The organism is Nocardia spumae (assembly GCF_020733635.1).
In the GTDB taxonomy this organism is placed as follows: Bacteria; Actinomycetota; Actinomycetes; order Mycobacteriales; family Mycobacteriaceae; genus Nocardia; species Nocardia spumae.
The window spans coordinates 417,739-435,926 of sequence record NZ_JAJFZL010000001.1 but is presented as its reverse complement, the minus strand read 5'-3'; the positions used below and the strand labels follow the sequence as shown (position 1 = coordinate 435,926).

The following is an 18,188-nucleotide window of genomic DNA, read 5'->3' as shown; positions in this document are numbered from 1 at the left end:
CGACTTCTCCAGATCGCATCGGATGACAGTGGGCTCCACCATAGCGGCCGTCGGCGCGTTCGAGTCGCTACGGTGGCCGGTTATCTGCTGTGAGAGGTCACGACACGTTGTGACAGACTGGCCCGGCCATGCTTCGATCCGACGCAACCGGACCGCGTCCCCGCTTCGCGCGCCGGGCCACCCTTCGCCGTTCGCTGCGCCTGTTGGGCAGTTTCCGTTTCGAGCAGACCGATCCGGCCCGCTTCTACGGCGGAATCGCCACCGACACCGCCGACCTGATCGCCGATTTCTACCGCGATCTGACGGGCCGCGACCTGCGCGGCACGACCATCGTCGATGTAGGCGGCGGACCCGGCTATTTCGCGGCGAAGTTCGGCGCCGCGGGCGCGCGATATCTGCCGATCGAACCCGATCCGACCGAGATGCACGCCGCCGGTCTCACCGTCGCGGGCGCGGTGCGGGGGTCCGGGATGGCGCTTCCCATCCGCGACGACGCGGTCGATATCTGCCTGTCGTCGAATGTCGCGGAACATGTGCCGCACCCCTGGCTGATGGCGGACGAGATGCTGCGCATCATCAAACCGGGCGGTCTGATGATGCTGTCGTACACGGTATGGCTGGGACCGTTCGGCGGTCACGAGACCGGACCGTGGCACTACCTCGGTGGTGAGTTCGCGGCACGGCGCTACACCCGGCGCACCGGCCGTGCGCCGAAGAACCGCTTCGGCACCTCACTGTTCGCGGTCACCGCCGCCGAAGGGCTGGATTGGGCCCGTGCGGCCGAGGGGCGGGCGCACATCCTGGCGACGTTCCCGCGCTACCACCCGCGTTGGGCATGGTGGGTGCCCCGGATACCGGGCCTGCGCGAACTTCTCGTCAGCAATCTCGTGATCGTCGCGACCAAACCGGGCGCCGGCGGCGCTGCCGCACCGACCCGGTAATCACTCCAGCCAGCCGCGCCGACGGCTGCGCCGGGCCGGTTCGCTCCACGGCGGCTCCTGCATCGCCAGACCGACGGTTTCCAGCGGGGTCAGGCCTACCCGGTTGGCCAGTGAGCGGACCGCCGCCACCGCCTCCGCCGCCTGCAGCGCCGCCGTCGCCTGCTCGAGCGTCAAGGTCCGGCCGGGCAGAAATGACACCACCCAGCCCCCGGTACCGACGGACCTCGCCTGATGTGGGGTCTGATCACTGGTCATCAGCGATCGGCCGACCACTTGCACCGCCATGATTCGGACTCCCCTGCGATTGCATCTGTAAAATCGTCCGACAGATATTTGCTCTAAGCATGCTCCGTGAGCGGCGGAAACGCAATAGTGCGTTTTGCGAAAAGCGAACCAGCAGGGAGGATTTCGCGCCATTTCTCCTGGGCGGTACGCCCCGGATGTCCGCTATGCGGAGTGCGATTCACAGGGGAAACGAATCGAATCAGTTCTCCGACATCCGAACCCGCAACGCCGGCTGCGGATCACCTTGCGGCCGAGTCGCTGCCGGGTCCACCTCCACCCGCCATCCGGGCGGCAGCACCGCCTGCAACCGGGCCGCGGCGCGGCGCAACGGCGTACTCGCGGGCCGCACCACGGAATCGGCGTCAGCTAACGCCGAGACATCGGCCGGTTCGAACTCGAGTTCGGTCATGCCTACACCCACCTCCCACATACCCCGACCAGTCGGCCAGACAGACAGAATCGACGAGCACCAGCACGCATTCAGTTCAGCCGAGTAGTTAATTTCCCGCAACCGTGCGGGTTATTCGTGAGATGCAGAACACATTCAGAATAGGACAGGCGCGCCACTTTGCAGCCGGAACGGTGGAAATGAGACACCGCCCGCCCCGTCGATGCGACGGGGCGGGCGGTGGAATCGGTCATCGGCCGGGTGGCCGCGGGTGACTAGCCCAGACGCTCCTTGAGCGCCTCGAACTCGTCACGCACACCGGACGGCAGCTTGTCGCCGACGAATTCGAACCACTCCTCGATCAGCGGAATCTCCTTGCGCCACTCGTCGAGATCGACCTTCAGCGACGCGTCGACATCGGCCGGATCCACATCCAGGCCCTCCAGATCGAGCTGCGATGCGACGGGCACGTTGCCGACCGGAGTGGACTGGGCCTCGGCCCGGCCCTCGATGCGGTTGACGATCCACTCCAGCACGCGGGAGTTCTCACCGAAACCGGGCCACAGGAAGCGGCCGTCGTCGCCGCGACGGAACCAGTTGACGTAGAAGATCTTCGGCAACTTGGCGGCGTCGGCGTTCTTGCCCAGGTTGATCCAGTGGTTCATGTAGTCACCGACGTGGTAGCCCATGAACGGCAGCATCGCCATCGGGTCGCGGCGCACCGCACCGACCTTGCCCTCGGCGGCGGCGGTCTGCTCCGAAGACATGGTGGCGCCCATGAATACGCCGTGCTGCCAGTCGAAGGACTCGGTCACCAACGGGACGGTGGTCTTGCGACGGCCGCCGAACAGGATCGCCGAGATCGGCACACCCTGCGGGTCGTCCCATTCGGGAGCCAGGGTGGGGCACTGCGACATCGGCGTGCAGTAACGCGAGTTCGGATGCGCGGCAAGGGTTTCGGTATCCCGCAGGTACCAGTCGTTGCCCTTCCAGTCGACCAGGTGATCGGGCTCGCCCTCGAGACCCTCCCACCACACATCGTTGTCGTCGGTCTTGGCGACGTTGGTGTAGACGGTATTTCCCGCCTCCAGGGTGGCCATGGCATTCGGGTTGGAGCTGCGGTTGGTGCCGGGGGCGACACCGAAGAAGCCGAACTCCGGGTTGACCGCGTAGAGGCGGCCGTCCTCGCCGAAACGCATCCAGGCGATGTCGTCACCCAGGGTCTCCGCACGCCAGCCCGGCACGGTCGGTTGCAACATCGCGAGGTTGGTCTTACCGCAGGCGCTCGGGAACGCGGCGGCGATGTAGTAGTTCTTGTTCTCCGGCGAGATCAGCTTCAGGATCAGCATGTGCTCGGCCAGCCAGCCCTCGTCGTGGGCCATCGCCGAGGCGATGCGCAGCGAGTAGCACTTCTTGCCCAGCAGCGCGTTGCCGCCGTAACCGGAACCGTAGGACCAGATCTCGCGGGCCTCGGGGAAGTGGGTGATGTACTTGGTGTCGTTACAGGGCCAGGGAACATCGGCCACATCCCCCGTCAGCGGGGCACCGACCGAATGCAGCGCCTTCACGAACGGGCGATCGGTGCCCAGCTTCTCCAGCGCCGCCTGACCCATGCGGGTCATGACCCGCATCGACACCACGACGTACTCGGAGTCGGTGATCTCCACGCCCAGCTTGGGATCGGTGGCGCCGAGCGGGCCCATGCAGAACGGCACCACGTACATGGTGCGGCCCTTCATGCTGCCGCGGTACAACTCGGTCATGGTGGCGCGCATCTCGGCCGGATCGACCCAGTTGTTGGTCGGACCGGCGTCGGCCTCGGTGCGCGAACAGATGTACGTGCGCGATTCGACCCGAGCGACGTCCGAGGGATCCGACAGTGCCAGGAAGGAGTTGGGCTTCTTGTGCTCGTTGAGCTTCTGGAAGGTGCCGGCCTCGACCAGTTTGGTGGTCAGCCGGTCCCATTCCGCATCGGAACCGTCGGCCCACACGACCTGGTCCGGCTGGGTGAGCTCTGCGACCTCCTGCACCCAGGCGAGCAGTCCGGCATGCTCGGTCGGCGCCGTGCCATCGGATCCGTGAAGACCAGGAATGGTCGCTGAGGTCATGAAACTCTCCTGAGATGTGCGGCGGGGTGAGCAGGCTGCCGAAACAGCTCACAACACCAGGAAAGCCGCCGGTGGCTGTGGACATCCACCCCGGCTCGCCGAAAGCACGCCCCGGCTGGGCGGCGTACGAGAACGAGACGGACACCCGGATTCCTTAAGAAAGAGGTTAACGCGATGTGAGTGTCGGTACGGAATGGGGTTGCTCACTCGGGACCCGCTCGAAACCTCCTCACATCCGACGGCACGTCGCGGTGTGGAACGGGCAAACCCGAACCGGCGCCGATCAGCCCGTGACGACGGCGTCCAGGAGCGCCAGATCTCCTTCGCAGGCCGACAGCCGGGCGGGCTGTTCGGCCGCCGCGCGGCGCAGTTGCCCCTCCAGCTCCGCGACCCGCCGGTCCGCCTCCACCATCCGGGCGGTACTCGCGCGCACCACCAGCTCGGTCAGCTGGGACTCGGCCTCCACCAGTGCCGTCGCCACCCGCTGTTCCAGCTGGGCCTTCACATTGACCAGGACATCGGTCACCCATTGCCGCAGATGTGCTCGATCGGCCAGGTGGCCGCGGGCCCGCACGACCCACCACGCCACGCCCGCGCCGAGTGCGAGGGTGATCGGCACGGTCGCGATGTCCAGGGCCGGCACCAGCGACAACGGCGCAACGATCAATCGACCGAGGCCGAAACCCGCCGATGCGCCCAGCGCGATCATCAACCGATCCTCGACACCGTGATGCCGGCCCTCCGGCTCCGGCCCGACCCGGGGCGGCGGATCGGTCGGCGGGCCCGGCCGCGGCACTCCGCCCGGATACGGCTCCGGCGCGGGTGCGGGACCGGACACCGCCTCGATCTGCCGAGCGAGTTCGGCCAAGCGGTGGCGGACCACACCGTCGAGTTCGACCGTGGCCTGGTTCACCGCCAGCTGCAGTTGATCGGGATACGCACGCACGGAACGACGATCGAGGCGGTCCAGATCGGCGCGCGCGGTGGCGTTGAGGGTGCGGACGCGGGCACCGGCCTCGTGCGTCAGATCCACCCGGGCCAGTTGCAGCCGATTGCGCAGGGTCGCCAGGGTCTGAGCGCGGCCACCGTCGCGCCCGGCCAGCGCGGCGGTGCGTTCGGCACGTAGCCGGGCGACCTCGCTGCCGGAGCGCAGGGCTTCGATCTGCGCCCGCACCCGGGCGCGGGTATCGGCGAGCACCCGGGCGGCGACACCGGCCGCGTGCTCGGGGCCGCTGACCCCGACCGCGGCACTGAGCCGGGTGTGCAGGGCCGCGAGCCCGGAGCGATCCAGCAGGGCGGCATCACCGTTGCCACGGGCGGCCACCGCCAGCCGGGCGGAGACCGGCACGATCTCGATCTGACCACCGAGCGCGTGGGCGAGCATCGCGGAGTCGCGGTGCAGGACCGAACGCCACTCGGGATGGGCGTGCACACCGTTCATCGCGAACAGCACCCGTGTCCCCGCGGCCTGCAGCCGGGCCACCGGATCGATGATGCCCGCGCCCACGGCGGCGCCGGGGTCCAGCAGCACCAGCGCCACCGACGGTCCCGCCCCGGCCGCGTCGGGCACGACGGGCAGGGTCTCGGGGTCGGTGACCGGATCGGTGAGCGCCACCCGCGGTTCGAAGCGGGCGAGCTCGGTGCGCAGCAGCGTCGTGTTGGCATCGTCGGGGCCGATGACGGTGACCGAAACACGATCTCCCGCGGCAACTTCCGATGGCGGGTCGGCGGGAACGGAGCGGAGCAGCGCACTGCCCTGCGGATTCCACCGGTCGACGACGGCGCGGACCTCGTCGGTCAGTACGGCCTGCGGCAGATCACAATCCGGCACTGCTCATCCGCTCCCACATCCGCACGTATCCGTTGTGCAACCGGATCGCGGCGCGGCGGGCGGCGGGCGGCATATCGCTGGCGACGACGGCCCGCCAGCGTTGCGCGCGTACCAGCGCGTCGTCGGCATCGGACGGCATCGCCGCGGGATATCCGGCCGCGAGATGGCGGACCTCCGGACAGGCCAGACCCGCCCGCAACCCGGTCCACAGCGCCTCGTCGCCGGCCAGGTAGTCCTCGATCAGATCGCGGGCGCGGCCGCCGTCGCCCTGCGGGACCGCGCGCGCGGCGATGCGCGCCAGATCGTCGAGCAGATCACCGCCGCGCAGGGCGGCGATCTGCTCGTAGCGATCGTGCAGGCCGAGGTGCACCGGATCGACACCGCTCACCGCGTGCAGCAACTGCAGCAGTTGCTGCGGCCCCAATTCGGGTTCGTGGCGCAGCGCGACCAGCGCGCAGCTCACTCCGTACAACCCCCACCGATCCAGCAACGCCCGGCGGTCGGGGACATCCGGCCCCGCGGAGGGATCGACGAACAGCTCCGGCGACAGCGTCAACTCCGAACCGGTCCCGGCCGCATGGCGCCGCAGCGTGCGCAGATCGTCGTCGCCGGGCGTCTCGGAGCGGGTGCGTACCGCCAGTTCGGCGACCGCCGGCGCCACCGGAACGCCCAGGACATGGGCGGCCTGATCGGCGGCCACCACCGCATCACCCCAGCGCGAACCCACCGCATCGGCCTTGTTCAGGACGACCAGCGTGGCCTGGCGGCGCAGCCCCTCCAGGACCCGCCGATCCGCGGGTTGCAGAGAGCCGGCCAGTACATACACGACGAGGTCGGCATCGAGGACGGGATCGGGCGTACCCGGCTGATCCACCGGTGTGGTCTCCTCCGCCGACATCAGCGCCAAGGCGCGCAGCAGCGTGGATTTCCCGGCGCCGGCCCGGCCGGCCACCTGAATCCGCAGCGGCCGGCGATAGCGCGTCGTCGCCGCCGCCAGGTGATCGGCGATCAGCGGATCGGAGCCGGCGCCGACCCGCACGGTGGCGATGAGTTGATCGAGTTCCGGTGCGGACCCGCCGTGTTCGTTCGCGAACCCCGGCGCGGCACTGGGTGCAGTGGCTCTCGGCACGGGTGATACCCCCTTCCGGCGGCAAATTCTGTCAGAAGACGCACCGGTTGTCGGCACCGACCGCGCAAATTTCCCGGCCGCCGAGGACCGTTGCGCCCCATCCGAATGTGGAATCGATCACACGAATCCGCTTGCCCGCCGCCGTGACCGGCGATATTCGTCACATCCCCGTCGTGATCTGCCTGGTCAGTGGGACTGGTGGCGGAATTGGGAAGGTTCGGGACTCGACCATGTCTGTTCTTGTGGGACAGCATAATTCGATCGAGGTGAACTTACGGCCCAGGAATTCGATCACCTACGCTGAATCCCGTCGGCGGCACCGTCGGCGCGCGGCCGTCGGTGGTGTGGATCCCGATTCGCCGTGCGTCCGTCACGCACCGGCCCGAGGATCCGAAGGAGGTTGCGATGAGCGTCAGCGTCGACGTCATCGGACACGACGGCGGTGCGTCCGCTGTCGTGACGAAGCAGGAACGGCTGTTGCCGCCGTCGCGTGATCCCTTCTATCGCGCACCGGCCGATCTGGCCGCCCACGCTCCCGGAACCGTCCTGCGCAGCCGTCCGGTACAGATCGCGCTGCTGGGCGTGATTCCGCAGCGGGTATCGGCCTGGCAGTTGCTCTACCGCAGCAACGACCTGCACGGCCGGCCCGAGGCCGTGGTGACCACGGTCCTGCTGCCCGGCGACGCGGATCCCCACGCGGCTCGGCCGCTGCTGGCCTTCCAATCGGCGATCGACGCCGCCGGCGAGCGCTGCACCCCCTCGTACGCGCTGCGACGCGGCGCGCTGGTCCCCGGTTCCATCACCCAGTTGGAATGGCTGCTGGTCGCCAACGCTCTGCGCCGGGGCTGGGCGGTGAGCATCGCCGATCACGAGGGCATGAGCGGCCGGTTCGGCGCGCCCCGGGAACCCGGCTATCGCGGCCTGGACGGCATCCGGGCCGCCCTGCACTTCGCCCCGCTCGGCCTCGACGCCGATACCCCCGTGGTGGTCTGGGGCTATTCCGGCGGCGGTATGGCCGGATCCTGGTTGGTCGAGATGGCCCCGACCTACGCTCCCGAACTGCGGATCGAGGGTGCGGCGCTGGGCGCTCCGGTCGGCGATCCGGGCGAGGTCTTCGTCCGGCTCAACGGCGGACCGTATGCCGGGTTCCCGGCGATCGTGATCGCCGCGCTGCGCCAGGTCTATCCGGCCTTGAGCGAGGTCCTCGACGGCCGGATCAGCGCCGCCGGAGAACGACTGCTCGAACGCGCGGCCGCACTGCCGCCGATCGTGGCGCTGGCCCGGCTGGCCGGACAGGATGTGGGCGACTATCTCGATCGCCCGCTGCCCGAAGTGCTCAGCGGTCCCGCCATGCGCGAGATGTTCGACGATATGCGCCTGGGGCAGCACACGCCGCACTGTCCGGTCCTGGTGATCCAGCCGGTGCACGACCAGATCATCGATATGTCCTGCATCGACGGTCAGGTCGAGCGCTACCGGCGCGGCGGCGCGACCGTGGGGTATATCCGCGACCGGCTCAGTGACCATTTCTCCCTGTTTCCGCTGGCCACGCCGTTGAGCCTGGATTGGCTGGCCGATCGGATCGCCGGTCGCCCGGTGACCGAGACCGACACCCGCACCGTCTGGTCGGTGGCGGCGTCGCCGGCCCGCTGGCGTGGTCTGCTGGATATGGCCGGCACCGCGGGACGGGTACTGCTCGGCCTGCCGCTGCGGCAACAGAGCGAACCGCGGCTACCGGACGCACAGCCGCTGGCCGCCTGACACCGTGTGATCGATACCGCCTGAACCGCGATTTCGCGAGTTGGCGCACTCGATTGCGGCGCTGATCATCGAGTACTGGACAATGGGGGCCGTGAAAGACGCCGCGAACCACATCTCTGGGAGCGACGGGGCCGGAGGCGGCAGCGCCGCACCCGAGCGCGAACCCTCGCGGCTCTACCCGCGGGTCACGAGCTTCCGATCCCGCCGCGGCGCACTGACCGCGACCCAGCAGCAATCCTGGGACCGGATGTGGCCGCGCATCGGGCGCGAGGTGAGCGACGAACCACTCGACACCGCCGCCTGGTTCGGCCGGACCGCACCGCTGATCGTCGAGATCGGCTGCGGCACCGGCACCGCGACCGCCGCCATGGCCCAGGCCGAACCCGATTTCGATCTGATCGGCATCGAGGTCTACAAGCCCGGCCTCGCCCAGCTCGTGCAGCGGATCGAGCGCGAGGGCATCGACAACATCCGGCTGCTGCGCGGCGATGCCGTCGACGTGCTCGAACACATGATTGCGGAGAATTCGCTAGCTGGCGTGCGGGTCTTCTTCCCCGACCCGTGGCCGAAGTCCAGGCATCATAAGCGGCGACTGCTGCAGCCGCCGACGATGTCTCTCATCGCCAGCCGCCTACAGCCCGGCGGAATTCTGCACGTGGCTACCGACCACGCCGGCTACGCGGAACACATCGCGGAGGTCGGCGCGGGAGAAACGCAGCTCGTCGGCCTGAACGAGGCGACGGGCGGCGATCCGGAACACCCCGCGACCGAGACGGTGATCGGCCTCGAACGCCCCGTGACGAAGTTCGAGAGCAAGGCGCATCGAGCCGGAAGTGCTATCACCGAGTTCCTTTGGGGGAAGATCTAGCTTATGAGTCTCAGGGAGATGGCCCAGGCCGCCGACGAGGTTGCCGGAACAGTGCGCGGCGACGAGCCGGAGGCCGTCGCCGGAGCATCGGCGCCGGCGGAGGGCTCCGCGGCGCCGGTCGGCGAGGCCACCGGCGTACGCCGGGTCCTGCTGGTGTGGGACGCGCCCAACCTCGATATGGGTTTGGGGGCCATTCTCGGCGGCCGTCCGACCGCCGCCTACCGGCCGCGATTCGATGCGCTGGGCCGCTGGCTGCTCGCCCGTACCGCCGAGTTGTCGGCCGGGAGCACACAGCGCATCGAGCCCGAGGCGACGGTCTTCACCAATATCGCCCCCGGCACCGCCGATGTGGTGCGGCCGTGGGTGGAAGCGCTGCGTAACGTCGGCTACGCCGTCTTCGCCAAACCCAAGATCGACGAGGATTCCGACGTCGACAGCGACATGCTGGCGCATATCCAGTTACGTCGCAGTGGCGCCGGTCTGGCCGGGATCATGGTGGCCTCCGCGGACGGTCAGGCGTTCCGCGAACCGCTCGAGGAAGTGGCGGCCACCGGAGTCCCCGTTCAAGTGCTCGGATTCCGCGAGCATGCGAGTTGGGCGGTCACGTCCGATATCCTCGATTTCGTCGACCTCGAGGACATCCCGGGTGTGTTCCGTGAACCGCTGCCCCGGGTCAGCCTCGACTCGCTGCCCGACGAGGGAGCCTGGCTGCAGCCCTTCCGGCCGCTGTCCGCACTGCTCACCTCCCGCCCCGCCCAAGGAGTCGCTTAGTGTTCACCCGCTGGGGCGAGCTGGTTTACAAGTTGCGCTACACCGTGCTGGGTGTAGCGGTGGCTGCCCTTCTCGCCCTCGGGGCGTACGGGTTCGGACTCGAAAACCATCTGAGCTCCAGCGGCTGGTTCGATCCGGGTGCGGAGTCTTCGGAAGCCGCCGTGCTCAAGGACCAGGTCTACGGCCGCGACCATCTCTCCGATGTGATCGTGCTGTACACCGCACCGGACGGGAAGACCGTCGACGATCCGGATTTCGGGCAGAAGATCACCGAGAATCTCAACAGTCTGCCCAAGGAGTATCCGGACCAGATCACCAAGGTCAACGTCGCCTATTGGAAGACCGAGACCGGCGACTGGAGTCCGTCCGCCACCGGTAGCAAGGACAAGAAGAACGCCTTCGCGTCGATCGCCATCAAGGGCGATAACGACACCGAGATGGTGAACAACTATCGCAAGGTCAAAGACGTCTTCTACATTCCGGGCGTCGATGTCCAGGTGGCCGGTATGCAGCCGGTCGCGGGCACGCTGAACGACACCATCGCCTCCGATCAGAAGCGCATGGAGATGCTGGCGATTCCGCTGGTCGGCATCCTGCTGTTCTTCATCTTCGGCGGTGTCGTCGCCGCCGCGCTGCCGCTGATCGTCGGTGGTCTGACCATTCTCGGCGCCAACGGCATCGTCATGGGCATCACCCATGTCACCGAGGTGAACTCGTTCGTCGGCGCGGTGGTGTCGATGATCGGCCTGGGCCTGGCGATCGACTACGGCTTGTTCATAGTCAGCCGCTTCCGGGAAGAGATGGCCGAGGGCTATACCACCCGGGTCGCGGTGCGGCGCGCGGTGATGACCGCCGGACGCACCGTGGTCTTCTCGGCGACGATGATCATCGCGGCCAGCGCCGGCATGCTGCTGTTCCCGCAGGGCTTCCTGAAATCGGTCGCCTACGGCACCATCGCGACGGTGCTGCTGGCCGCGGTGGCCTCGCTGACGATCCTGCCCGCCCTGCTGGCGATCCTCGGACGTCGCGTGGACGCGCTGGGCTTCAAGCGCTTCCGCAAGACCAAGACCGCCGAAGAGGTGGAGAACGGCTTCTGGGGCCGCACCACCCAGTGGGTGATGAAACATCCGCTCAAGGTCGCGATCCCGATCGTGATCATCCTGCTGCTGCTGATCATTCCGGTGAAGAATCTGAAGTTCGGCGGAATCAGCGAGACCTATCTGCCGCCGGACAATCCGACCCGCATGGCGCAGGAGGAGTTCGACCGGATCTTCCCGCTGCGGCAGACCGATCCGGTGCAGCTGGTCATCACGACCGACAACAGCAGCGAGATCAAAGCGCTGCTCGACGACGCGAGTAATGCTCCCGGGCTGGCGAATCCGTTCGGCACCCCCGGCATCCCGCCGAACGGGTCGAATGTCTGGGTCTCGGAAACCACCTTGGCGCCGGATGCCAATGTGGACGACACCATCGCCTATCTGCGCACCATCGCCGTTCCCGACGATGTGCAATTGCTGGTCGGCGGCCAGCCGGTCCTGATGCAGGACAGCATCACCTCGCTGCTGGACCGCATGCCGCTGATGATCGTGCTGGTCGTCTTCGTGACCACCCTGCTGATGTTCCTGACCTTCGGCTCACTGGTGCTGCCGATCAAGGCCGCGCTCATGAGCGCGCTCGGTCTCGGCTCCACCCTCGGCATCCTGACCTGGATATTCGTCGACGGTCACGGCGCCGGTCTGCTGAATTTCACACCACAGCCGATCATGTCGCCGGTGCTGGTGCTGATCATGGCCGTCATCTACGGTCTGTCCACCGACTACGAGGTCTTCCTGCTCTCACGCATGGTGGAATCGCGCGCCCAGGGGGCGAGCACCACCGAGGCGGTGCGCAGCGGTACCGCGCAGACCGGCCGCATCATCACGGCCGCGGCGCTGATTCTGCTCGTGGTGGTCGGCGCGTTCGCCTTCTCCGATCTGGTGATGATGCAGTACATCGCCTACGGCATGATGGCCGCGCTGTTCATCGATGCCACCGTGCTGCGGATGCTGCTGGTCCCCGCGACCATGAAGCTGCTCGGCGACGACTGCTGGTGGGCGCCGACGTGGATGAAGCGCGTTCAGCAGCGGGTCGGCCTGGGCGAACCGATTCTCGACGACGAACGTCCGGGTACCGGCGAACTCGTCGACCTGGTCAAGACCACCCCGGTCACCGATCCGGTCACCATGCAACTGCCGCAGATGCCCGACGGCACCACCAAGGGTCCCAAGAAACCGCGGCGGCTGAAGTTCCTCCGGGTCGATCCGGAGGCGCCGACCGAACAGCTGACCCGCATCGATCCGAACGCGGTGGCGTCCGGGTCCGGCGCCGCGAAGGCCGGCACGGCCAAGTCCGCGAAATCGGTGGCGGATGCGGATGCGCCGGATTCCGGTGCGGCCGAGCCGGGGGCGACATCCGAGGCGGCCGCCGAGCCGGCCGCGCCCGCGAAACAGAAGCGGTACCTCTTCCGGCGCGGCGGTGGCGACGCAGATGCGCCCGCGGCCGATTCGGGCACCGCGGCATCGGCATCCAGCGACGCGGTTCGCTCGGACGGCGCCGCGAAGCCGGCGGCGAGCGATCCCGCCGACGCGGGCGCCGCGCCGGCCCGGTCACCGTCGAATCCGGTTCCGCCTCGCCCGACAAACCAGTCGCAAACCCCAGGCAACCGCTCCTCGCGGGTCCTGCCGCCGCAGTCTCCGCCGGCCCCGGGTGGTTCGGGTGCGGCGAATATCGACGGCGTCATCGGCGCGGTCGGTGGCTCCGACCCGTCCGTAACACGCGGTGCCCCGGACGGATTCGGTATGCCCGGCGGTCCCGGCGCATCGAACCCGGCCGGAACACGCGGTCCCGCCGGCGGTCCGCCGCCCGCTCCCGGCGGCTTCGGCCCGGCCGCCCACATGCGCGCCGCCGGAGCGGCGGATCGCACTGCGCCGGAACGCAATCCAGCTCCGCCCGAAGGCAGCGGCGGCCCGCATCGGCCGGCCGCTCCGCCATCGGTATCCCTGCCGAACGGCGAAGCCGCGCCGAATCGTGGCGGGAACCAGCAGCAGCCACCGAACCAGCAGCAGCGGGTGGCGCGGCCCGGCATCCCGCCGCGTACGGTTCCCGGCCAGGACACGCCACCCGACGGCCCCGGCGCGGTCCCGCCCACCGCACCGGTCGGCACCACCCCCCGGGTGCTGCCGCCGAAGCCGTCCAAGCTGCCGCCGCACCCGTCGGTCCGGGCACAGCTGTATCGCCCCGACGCACCGCCGTATCACACGGGGCAGGCGCCCGCCGCCGACCCGGGCGCCGAGGCGGGTGCCGGCCCGGGCGCACACTCCCCCCGCCGGGCCGAGCCGACTCCCCCGGCGCCGGCCGAGCAGTCACCGTGGATGGCCCCCGAGAACCGGATGCCGTCGGTCCAACCGCCGCGACGCGTGGCGCCCGAACCCACTCCCCCGACAGCGCCCATCGGCACCCCCGACGCGGGTCGTCCGGTAGCGCCTCCGGCCGAACCGGCCCCGACGGAGGCGTCCGAACAGGTACCGGCCGATACCGAATCCGGTCACGAAACGACCCCGCCCGCACACGATTCCGCCGAGGAGCGGCCTGAGCGGCAGGCGCCCACCGCGCCCGGCGGCGACAACCGCAACAACATCGAGCAGTGGATGGCGGATCTGCGCTCCTCGCGCCGCCGCCCCGAGCCCGAGGACGAGGACGCGAAGAACCACAACAGTGGTCGCACCGTCAGCGTGAACGAACTGCTCCGCCGCCAGAATCGGGACTGAACCGGCACCCGCGGCGATGAATTCGGCGCGGTCGTATCGTCATCACAGATATGACCACTACCTGCACCGCCGTGCTGACGGTCGCCGTACCCGTGACCGATCAGGACCGCACGAAAGCCTTGTTCGAACAGCTCGGATTCGAAACCCGGCTGGATGCCGAACTGCAGCCGGGGTTCCGTTGGGTCGAACTGAGCATGCCGGGCGGGGCCGCCACGGTCTCGCTGGTTCGGGCGGGCGCGGACCTACCGGCCGGGGTCGATACCGGGATCAGGCTGGCGACTCCGGACGCGCGGGCCGCGCACGCCACCCTCGCGAGACTCGGACTCACCGTGGGGGAACTGCTCGACTGGGATACCGCGCCGCTGATGTTCACATTCCTCGACCCGGACGGGAATCGCTTCTACATCACCGAGGACCACGGCGCGTAGCCGATATCAGATCCCCTGCATCAGCTTCTTCCACTGCACTCCGAACGGATGTTTCGCGGTGATGGAGCTGAAGCGGATGCGGCCGTGCACGACGACGTGCAGCGGTCCGACGGGCGGCCCGGTGCGAACCTTGTTGTTGATCGAGGAGCCGACCAGTTCCACACCGTTGAGGTCGACGGTCGCCTCGGCCGGCAGGATCAGATTGAGCGAACTGCAGAAATCGTCGACGCGGATCTCCACGACCTGCGTCGACATCACGGCCTGGGTGAAATCCAGAGTGACGCCGGACAGGAAACTGCTGATATTCAGCACCGGCGAAACCTGCCAGGGCCCCTTCCGGGTGACCCCGGACAGCTTGGGGCGCATCGACGTCTCACCGGTGCCGATCCCCGCGGGCTGTGAGCGGATCGGCACGGCTGCCGGCATCGGATTCTGTTGTCCCGCAAGCCGGATCCCCGGCAGATCGATGAGTACGGCATTGAGTTCGCCGCGGGTCTTGGCGGCCAGCGCGGTATCCATCCGCTCACTGAACTCGCCCAGTGACAGCATGCCGAGCCCGACAGCTCGCTGCAGCAGCCCGCCGACATGTTCGCGCTCGGCATCCGATACCCGCATATCACGATCGCCCACCGCACCCCCGGTGGCCGGGATGGACCCCACACCGGGAGTGGACACGTTGTCGCCACCCATATCGACGAGGCTACCGACGCGGCGACCGCCGCACATCAGGGCAATCCCTGATCCTGTCGGGCCTATTCCAGACCCTGTTCGATCGCATAGCGGGTGAGTTCGACCCGGTTGCCGAGCTGGAGTTTGCGCAGTGTCGCCTGCACGTGGTTTTCCACCGTGCGATGGCTGACACTCAGCCGGGTCGCGATCTGTTTGGCCGATAACCCCTTGGCGACCAGGCGCAACACCTCGGTTTCCCGGTCGGTGAGTCCCGGACGTTCGGAGCCGGTCTCGGCCGGGGCGCCGGCGATGCGCCGGAATTCCCCGAGGACCACCCCGGCCAGGCCGGGTGTGAAGACCGCCTGACCCGCCGCGGTCGCCCGCACCGCGTCGATCAGTTCGGCCGCCGATGCGCTCTTCACCAGATATCCGGTCGCACCGGCCTTGATGGCCTCGAGCACGTCACCGCGTTCACCGGAGGCGGACAACACCAGGACGCGACTGTGTGGTGACACCCGCAGCACCTCGGCGGTGGCCTGGGCGCCGTTGCCGTCGGGCAGCTGCATATCCATCAGCACCACATCCGGCCGGACCGCGGCGGCGCGCCGACCGGCCGCGCCGACACCGTCGGCGGTCGCCGCGACGCGGAAACCGGCTTCGGTGAGGTCGCGCGAGACGCCGTCGCGCCACATCGGATGGTCGTCCACCACCATGACCGAAATATCCTGTGCCGCAGTATCGTCCGTATCCGATGCCGTCATCGTCGCCCCTCGCGTGGAATACGGAATTCCCATTCCGTACCGTCGGTGGTGTCGAGCAGCTCCGCCGTGCCGCCGAGTGCCTCGATTCGCCCGACAATCGAATGCGCGACTCCCATGCGGCCCTCGTCGGCCGCGACGGACAGTCGGCCGGGCATTATTCCCGGACCGTCGTCGCGCACGCTCACGACCAGGGCATCACCCATATCCTCCAGCAGCACATAGGCTTTCGCATCCGCTCCGGCATGCAGGGCGGTATTGGACAGCGCCGCGCCGACCGCGGCGGCGATCTCGCGCGCGGTCCAGGCACCGATCGATACCGGTTCTCCCGGCGCCGACACGTAGATCGACGGCGCGGCGAACGCGGTCAGCCGCGAGCGCAGATCCTCGTGCGCGCCGAGGGAAACGGATTCGTCCCGGCCGCCCTGTTCGGAGATCAGCACCCGCAGCGCTACCTCCTGCTCACCGGCGCGGCGGGCCAGATCGGCAGTGGCACCACCGATTTCGGTACCCCTGCGCGTGATATAGCTGAGCACCTGCAGAACTCCGTCGTGAACTTCGCGAGCGAGCCGCTCCCGTTCGGTGGTGGCCGCGGCCAATCGCATCGCCTGTTCCAGCTGCGCCTGGGCGCGGCGCGCGGTTCCCGCGGCCAGACCGATCGCCAGCCCCACCGAAACCAGCACCGGCGCAGTGGCATCCGACCACAGATCCAGCTCCCACTGCTCCCGCACGACGATGCTCACCACCGAGATCAGCAGCCCGGACAGCACCCCGCCCAGCGCACCCCATTCGATGGCCGCCGACATCACGGCATTGGCCACCCACAGCGTGGTGGGCAGCGTCTGATGTCCGTGGTACCAGGAATAGTCGGCGACCAGCCGCGTCGCCGCCATCAACGCCACGACCACCGCGAGATCACCGATCACGACCGCCCGGCGTCCACGTCCGGTGAGCGACCATCGCGACAGCCACAGTGCCGAGATCACCGACCACAGCACCAGGACGACGATCAGCATCCAGCTCAGCGCCTGATGTCGATACGACGACACCGACGCGAACTGCTGGCCGACGGCATACACCATCGTGACCAGGCGAAAGGCCTGGGCCGCGCGCCACAGCGGCGCGGTCGCGGCGCCCTGCGGAGTCGCGGGCCCCGCCGGCCCGGAGCCCGTCCCGCCGGTCGCCGCGGACACCGCGGCCTCAGCTCTCGTCCGCGTCACCGCCGCCGGGCACGTCGCCCCGGACCTCGTGTCGTGGTAACCGTCCGGGGACGAGCCGGTCCGGGTCGGCGTGGAACATCGGCTCCCCCGGGTCACCGGTGTTGAGCTCCTGATACAGCTCCTCCGGACTACCGGCGAGCAGCGAACGGATCGCGGTATTCATCACCGCGACGAACGGGACCGCGAGCAGACCACCCGCGATACCGGCCAGCACCACGCCGGCGGTGATCGCCAGCACCACCGCCAGCGGATGGATGCGCACCGCCCGGCCCAGCAGCAGCGGCTGCAGCACATGGCTTTCCAGCTGCATCACCGCGATCGTGACACCGAGCACGATCAGCGCGGTGACGAAACCCTTGGTCATCAGGGCGAGGAAGACCGCGACCGAACCGGCGAGCAGCGAACCGATGATCGGGATGAACGCTCCGATGAATACCAGCGAGGCCAGCGGGAGTGCCAGCGGCACACTCAGAATCGCCAGCCCCGCCCCGATGCCGATGGCATCGACGGCCGCCACCACGACGGTGGCGCGGACGAATCCGATCAGCGTGCCGAAGCCGAGCCGTCCGGCCGTGCGCACCCGCTCCCGCTGCGGAGTCGGCACGATCCGGGTCACGAAATGCCAGATCTGATCGCCGCCGTAGAGGAAGAAGATGAGGATGAACAACGTCAGGAAGGTGCCGGTGAGGAATTCGCCGATGGCCGCCGCCGTGGTGAGCGCGCCGCTGGTCAGCGAATCCTGATTGGCCTCTATGGTTTTGATGATCGTATTGCCGCCGTTGCGGATCTGTTCGTCGCTCAGATGCAGCGGACCGTTGATCAGCCAGTCCTGCACGGTGTGGATGCTGGTCTTGAATTCGTCGGTCAGCTGCGGCACACCGCTGACGAACTGCTCGATGACGAAGGTGAAGATTCCCGCCAGCAGTCCGATCGAGCCGACCAGCGCGACGAATACCCCGAGACCACGCGGCATTCCGAGTCGTTGCAGCAAATCCACCAGCGGCGACAGCAACGCGGCGCCCAGCAGTGCGATCGCGACCGGGATGACGACGGTGGTGAGTTTGTGCGCCAGATAGGCGACCGCCAGCACCGCCACCAGGATGATCAACAATCGCCAGCACCATTCGGCGCCCTGGCGCACCAGCGGATGCACCGAGTCGGCCGCCCGGCGCTCACGAGCCCGGGCGGAGCCGCCGCGTGCGGTCGCCGCTGCCGCGCCCGCGGG

Annotated in this window: 15 protein-coding genes; 6 read left to right on the top strand and 9 right to left on the bottom strand. The window is 68.5% G+C overall.

Annotated elements, in window-relative coordinates; translation table 11 throughout:
• Positions 1-128: 128 nt before the first annotated feature.
• The gene (locus LKD76_RS01960) at positions 129-941 is read left to right on the top strand and encodes a class I SAM-dependent methyltransferase (protein WP_227979204.1); all 813 of its coding nucleotides are present in this window, start codon (positions 129-131) and stop codon (positions 939-941) included.
• Here the strand turns inward: LKD76_RS01960 and LKD76_RS01955 are convergent, their stop codons facing one another.
• The 5 genes from LKD76_RS01955 to LKD76_RS01935 all read right to left on the bottom strand — a co-directional run bounded on the left by LKD76_RS01955 (position 942) and on the right by LKD76_RS01935 (position 6,682).
• On the bottom strand, positions 942-1,226 hold the full coding sequence (locus tag LKD76_RS01955; protein WP_227979203.1) for a hypothetical protein: 285 nt from the start codon (positions 1,224-1,226) through the stop codon (positions 942-944). It abuts the gene before it with no gap.
• A gap of 199 nt (positions 1,227-1,425) precedes the next feature.
• Entirely contained in the window at positions 1,426-1,635 is a 210-nt protein-coding gene (locus LKD76_RS01950; RefSeq protein ID WP_227979202.1) for a hypothetical protein, read from the bottom strand.
• A gap of 254 nt (positions 1,636-1,889) precedes the next feature.
• Positions 1,890-3,722, bottom strand: coding sequence for a phosphoenolpyruvate carboxykinase (GTP) (locus tag LKD76_RS01945; RefSeq protein WP_227979201.1), 1,833 nt, complete (start codon positions 3,720-3,722; stop codon positions 1,890-1,892).
• Between the two features lie 283 nt (positions 3,723-4,005).
• Positions 4,006-5,553, bottom strand: coding sequence for a hypothetical protein (locus LKD76_RS01940; RefSeq protein ID WP_227979200.1), 1,548 nt, complete (start codon positions 5,551-5,553; stop codon positions 4,006-4,008).
• Entirely contained in the window at positions 5,540-6,682 is a 1,143-nt protein-coding gene (locus tag LKD76_RS01935; protein ID WP_227979199.1) for a tRNA modification GTPase, read from the bottom strand. Before LKD76_RS01935 ends, LKD76_RS01940 begins: the two co-directional genes overlap by 14 nt.
• A gap of 405 nt (positions 6,683-7,087) precedes the next feature.
• Between LKD76_RS01935 and LKD76_RS01930 the strand changes: the two genes are divergently transcribed.
• The 5 genes from LKD76_RS01930 (at position 7,088) to LKD76_RS01910 (ending at position 14,316) form a co-directional block, all read left to right on the top strand.
• Complete coding sequence (locus tag LKD76_RS01930; RefSeq protein ID WP_227979198.1) at positions 7,088-8,443, top strand: lipase family protein; 1,356 nt, start codon at positions 7,088-7,090, stop codon at positions 8,441-8,443.
• Between the two features lie 82 nt (positions 8,444-8,525).
• Positions 8,526-9,311, top strand: coding sequence for a tRNA (guanosine(46)-N7)-methyltransferase TrmB (trmB, locus tag LKD76_RS01925; RefSeq protein WP_227985057.1), 786 nt, complete (start codon positions 8,526-8,528; stop codon positions 9,309-9,311).
• Between the two features lie 3 nt (positions 9,312-9,314).
• Entirely contained in the window at positions 9,315-10,082 is a 768-nt protein-coding gene (locus LKD76_RS01920) for an NYN domain-containing protein (protein WP_227979197.1), read from the top strand.
• Positions 10,082-13,888 carry an MMPL family transporter gene (locus tag LKD76_RS32265; protein WP_372465715.1) on the top strand — a complete coding sequence of 1,269 codons (3,807 nt, stop codon included), beginning with the start codon at positions 10,082-10,084 and terminating at the stop codon, positions 13,886-13,888. Before LKD76_RS01920 ends, LKD76_RS32265 begins: the two co-directional genes overlap by 1 nt.
• 50 nt (positions 13,889-13,938) lie before the next feature.
• Positions 13,939-14,316 carry a VOC family protein gene (locus LKD76_RS01910; protein WP_227979196.1) on the top strand — a complete coding sequence of 126 codons (378 nt, stop codon included), beginning with the start codon at positions 13,939-13,941 and terminating at the stop codon, positions 14,314-14,316.
• A 6-nt stretch (positions 14,317-14,322) separates the two neighbouring features.
• Here the strand turns inward: LKD76_RS01910 and LKD76_RS01905 are convergent, their stop codons facing one another.
• The 4 genes from LKD76_RS01905 to LKD76_RS01890 form a co-directional block, all read right to left on the bottom strand.
• Positions 14,323-14,931 (bottom strand): DUF1707 SHOCT-like domain-containing protein, encoded by a 609-nt coding sequence (locus LKD76_RS01905; RefSeq protein ID WP_372465964.1) that lies wholly within the window; start codon positions 14,929-14,931, stop codon positions 14,323-14,325.
• 137 nt (positions 14,932-15,068) lie between these two features.
• Positions 15,069-15,698 carry a response regulator gene (locus LKD76_RS01900; protein WP_227985055.1) on the bottom strand — a complete coding sequence of 210 codons (630 nt, stop codon included), beginning with the start codon at positions 15,696-15,698 and terminating at the stop codon, positions 15,069-15,071.
• Positions 15,699-15,742: 44 nt separating this feature from the next.
• Positions 15,743-16,861 carry a MacS family sensor histidine kinase gene (gene macS / locus LKD76_RS01895; RefSeq protein WP_255660782.1) on the bottom strand — a complete coding sequence of 373 codons (1,119 nt, stop codon included), beginning with the start codon at positions 16,859-16,861 and terminating at the stop codon, positions 15,743-15,745.
• Positions 16,862-16,943: 82 nt separating this feature from the next.
• On the bottom strand, positions 16,944-18,116 hold the full coding sequence (locus LKD76_RS01890) for an AI-2E family transporter (RefSeq protein ID WP_227985054.1): 1,173 nt from the start codon (positions 18,114-18,116) through the stop codon (positions 16,944-16,946).
• Between the last annotated feature and the right edge of the window lie 72 nt (positions 18,117-18,188).

Excerpts from the sequence above, each read along its gene's own strand:
- LKD76_RS01960 (WP_227979204.1), top strand. The coding sequence starts at position 129 with ATGCTTCGATCCGACGCAACCGGACCGCGTCCCCGCTTCGCGCGCCGG.
- LKD76_RS01955 (WP_227979203.1), bottom strand. The coding sequence starts at position 1,226 with ATGGCGGTGCAAGTGGTCGGCCGATCGCTGATGACCAGTGATCAGACC.
- LKD76_RS01950 (WP_227979202.1), bottom strand. The coding sequence starts at position 1,635 with ATGACCGAACTCGAGTTCGAACCGGCCGATGTCTCGGCGTTAGCTGAC.
- LKD76_RS01945 (WP_227979201.1), bottom strand. The coding sequence starts at position 3,722 with ATGACCTCAGCGACCATTCCTGGTCTTCACGGATCCGATGGCACGGCG.
- LKD76_RS01930 (WP_227979198.1), top strand. The coding sequence starts at position 7,088 with ATGAGCGTCAGCGTCGACGTCATCGGACACGACGGCGGTGCGTCCGCT.
- trmB (WP_227985057.1), top strand. The coding sequence starts at position 8,526 with ATGGGGGCCGTGAAAGACGCCGCGAACCACATCTCTGGGAGCGACGGG.
- LKD76_RS01920 (WP_227979197.1), top strand. The coding sequence starts at position 9,315 with ATGAGTCTCAGGGAGATGGCCCAGGCCGCCGACGAGGTTGCCGGAACA.
- LKD76_RS01910 (WP_227979196.1), top strand. The coding sequence starts at position 13,939 with ATGACCACTACCTGCACCGCCGTGCTGACGGTCGCCGTACCCGTGACC.
- LKD76_RS01905 (WP_372465964.1), bottom strand. The coding sequence starts at position 14,931 with ATGCGGGTATCGGATGCCGAGCGCGAACATGTCGGCGGGCTGCTGCAG.
- LKD76_RS01900 (WP_227985055.1), bottom strand. The coding sequence starts at position 15,698 with ATGGTGGTGGACGACCATCCGATGTGGCGCGACGGCGTCTCGCGCGAC.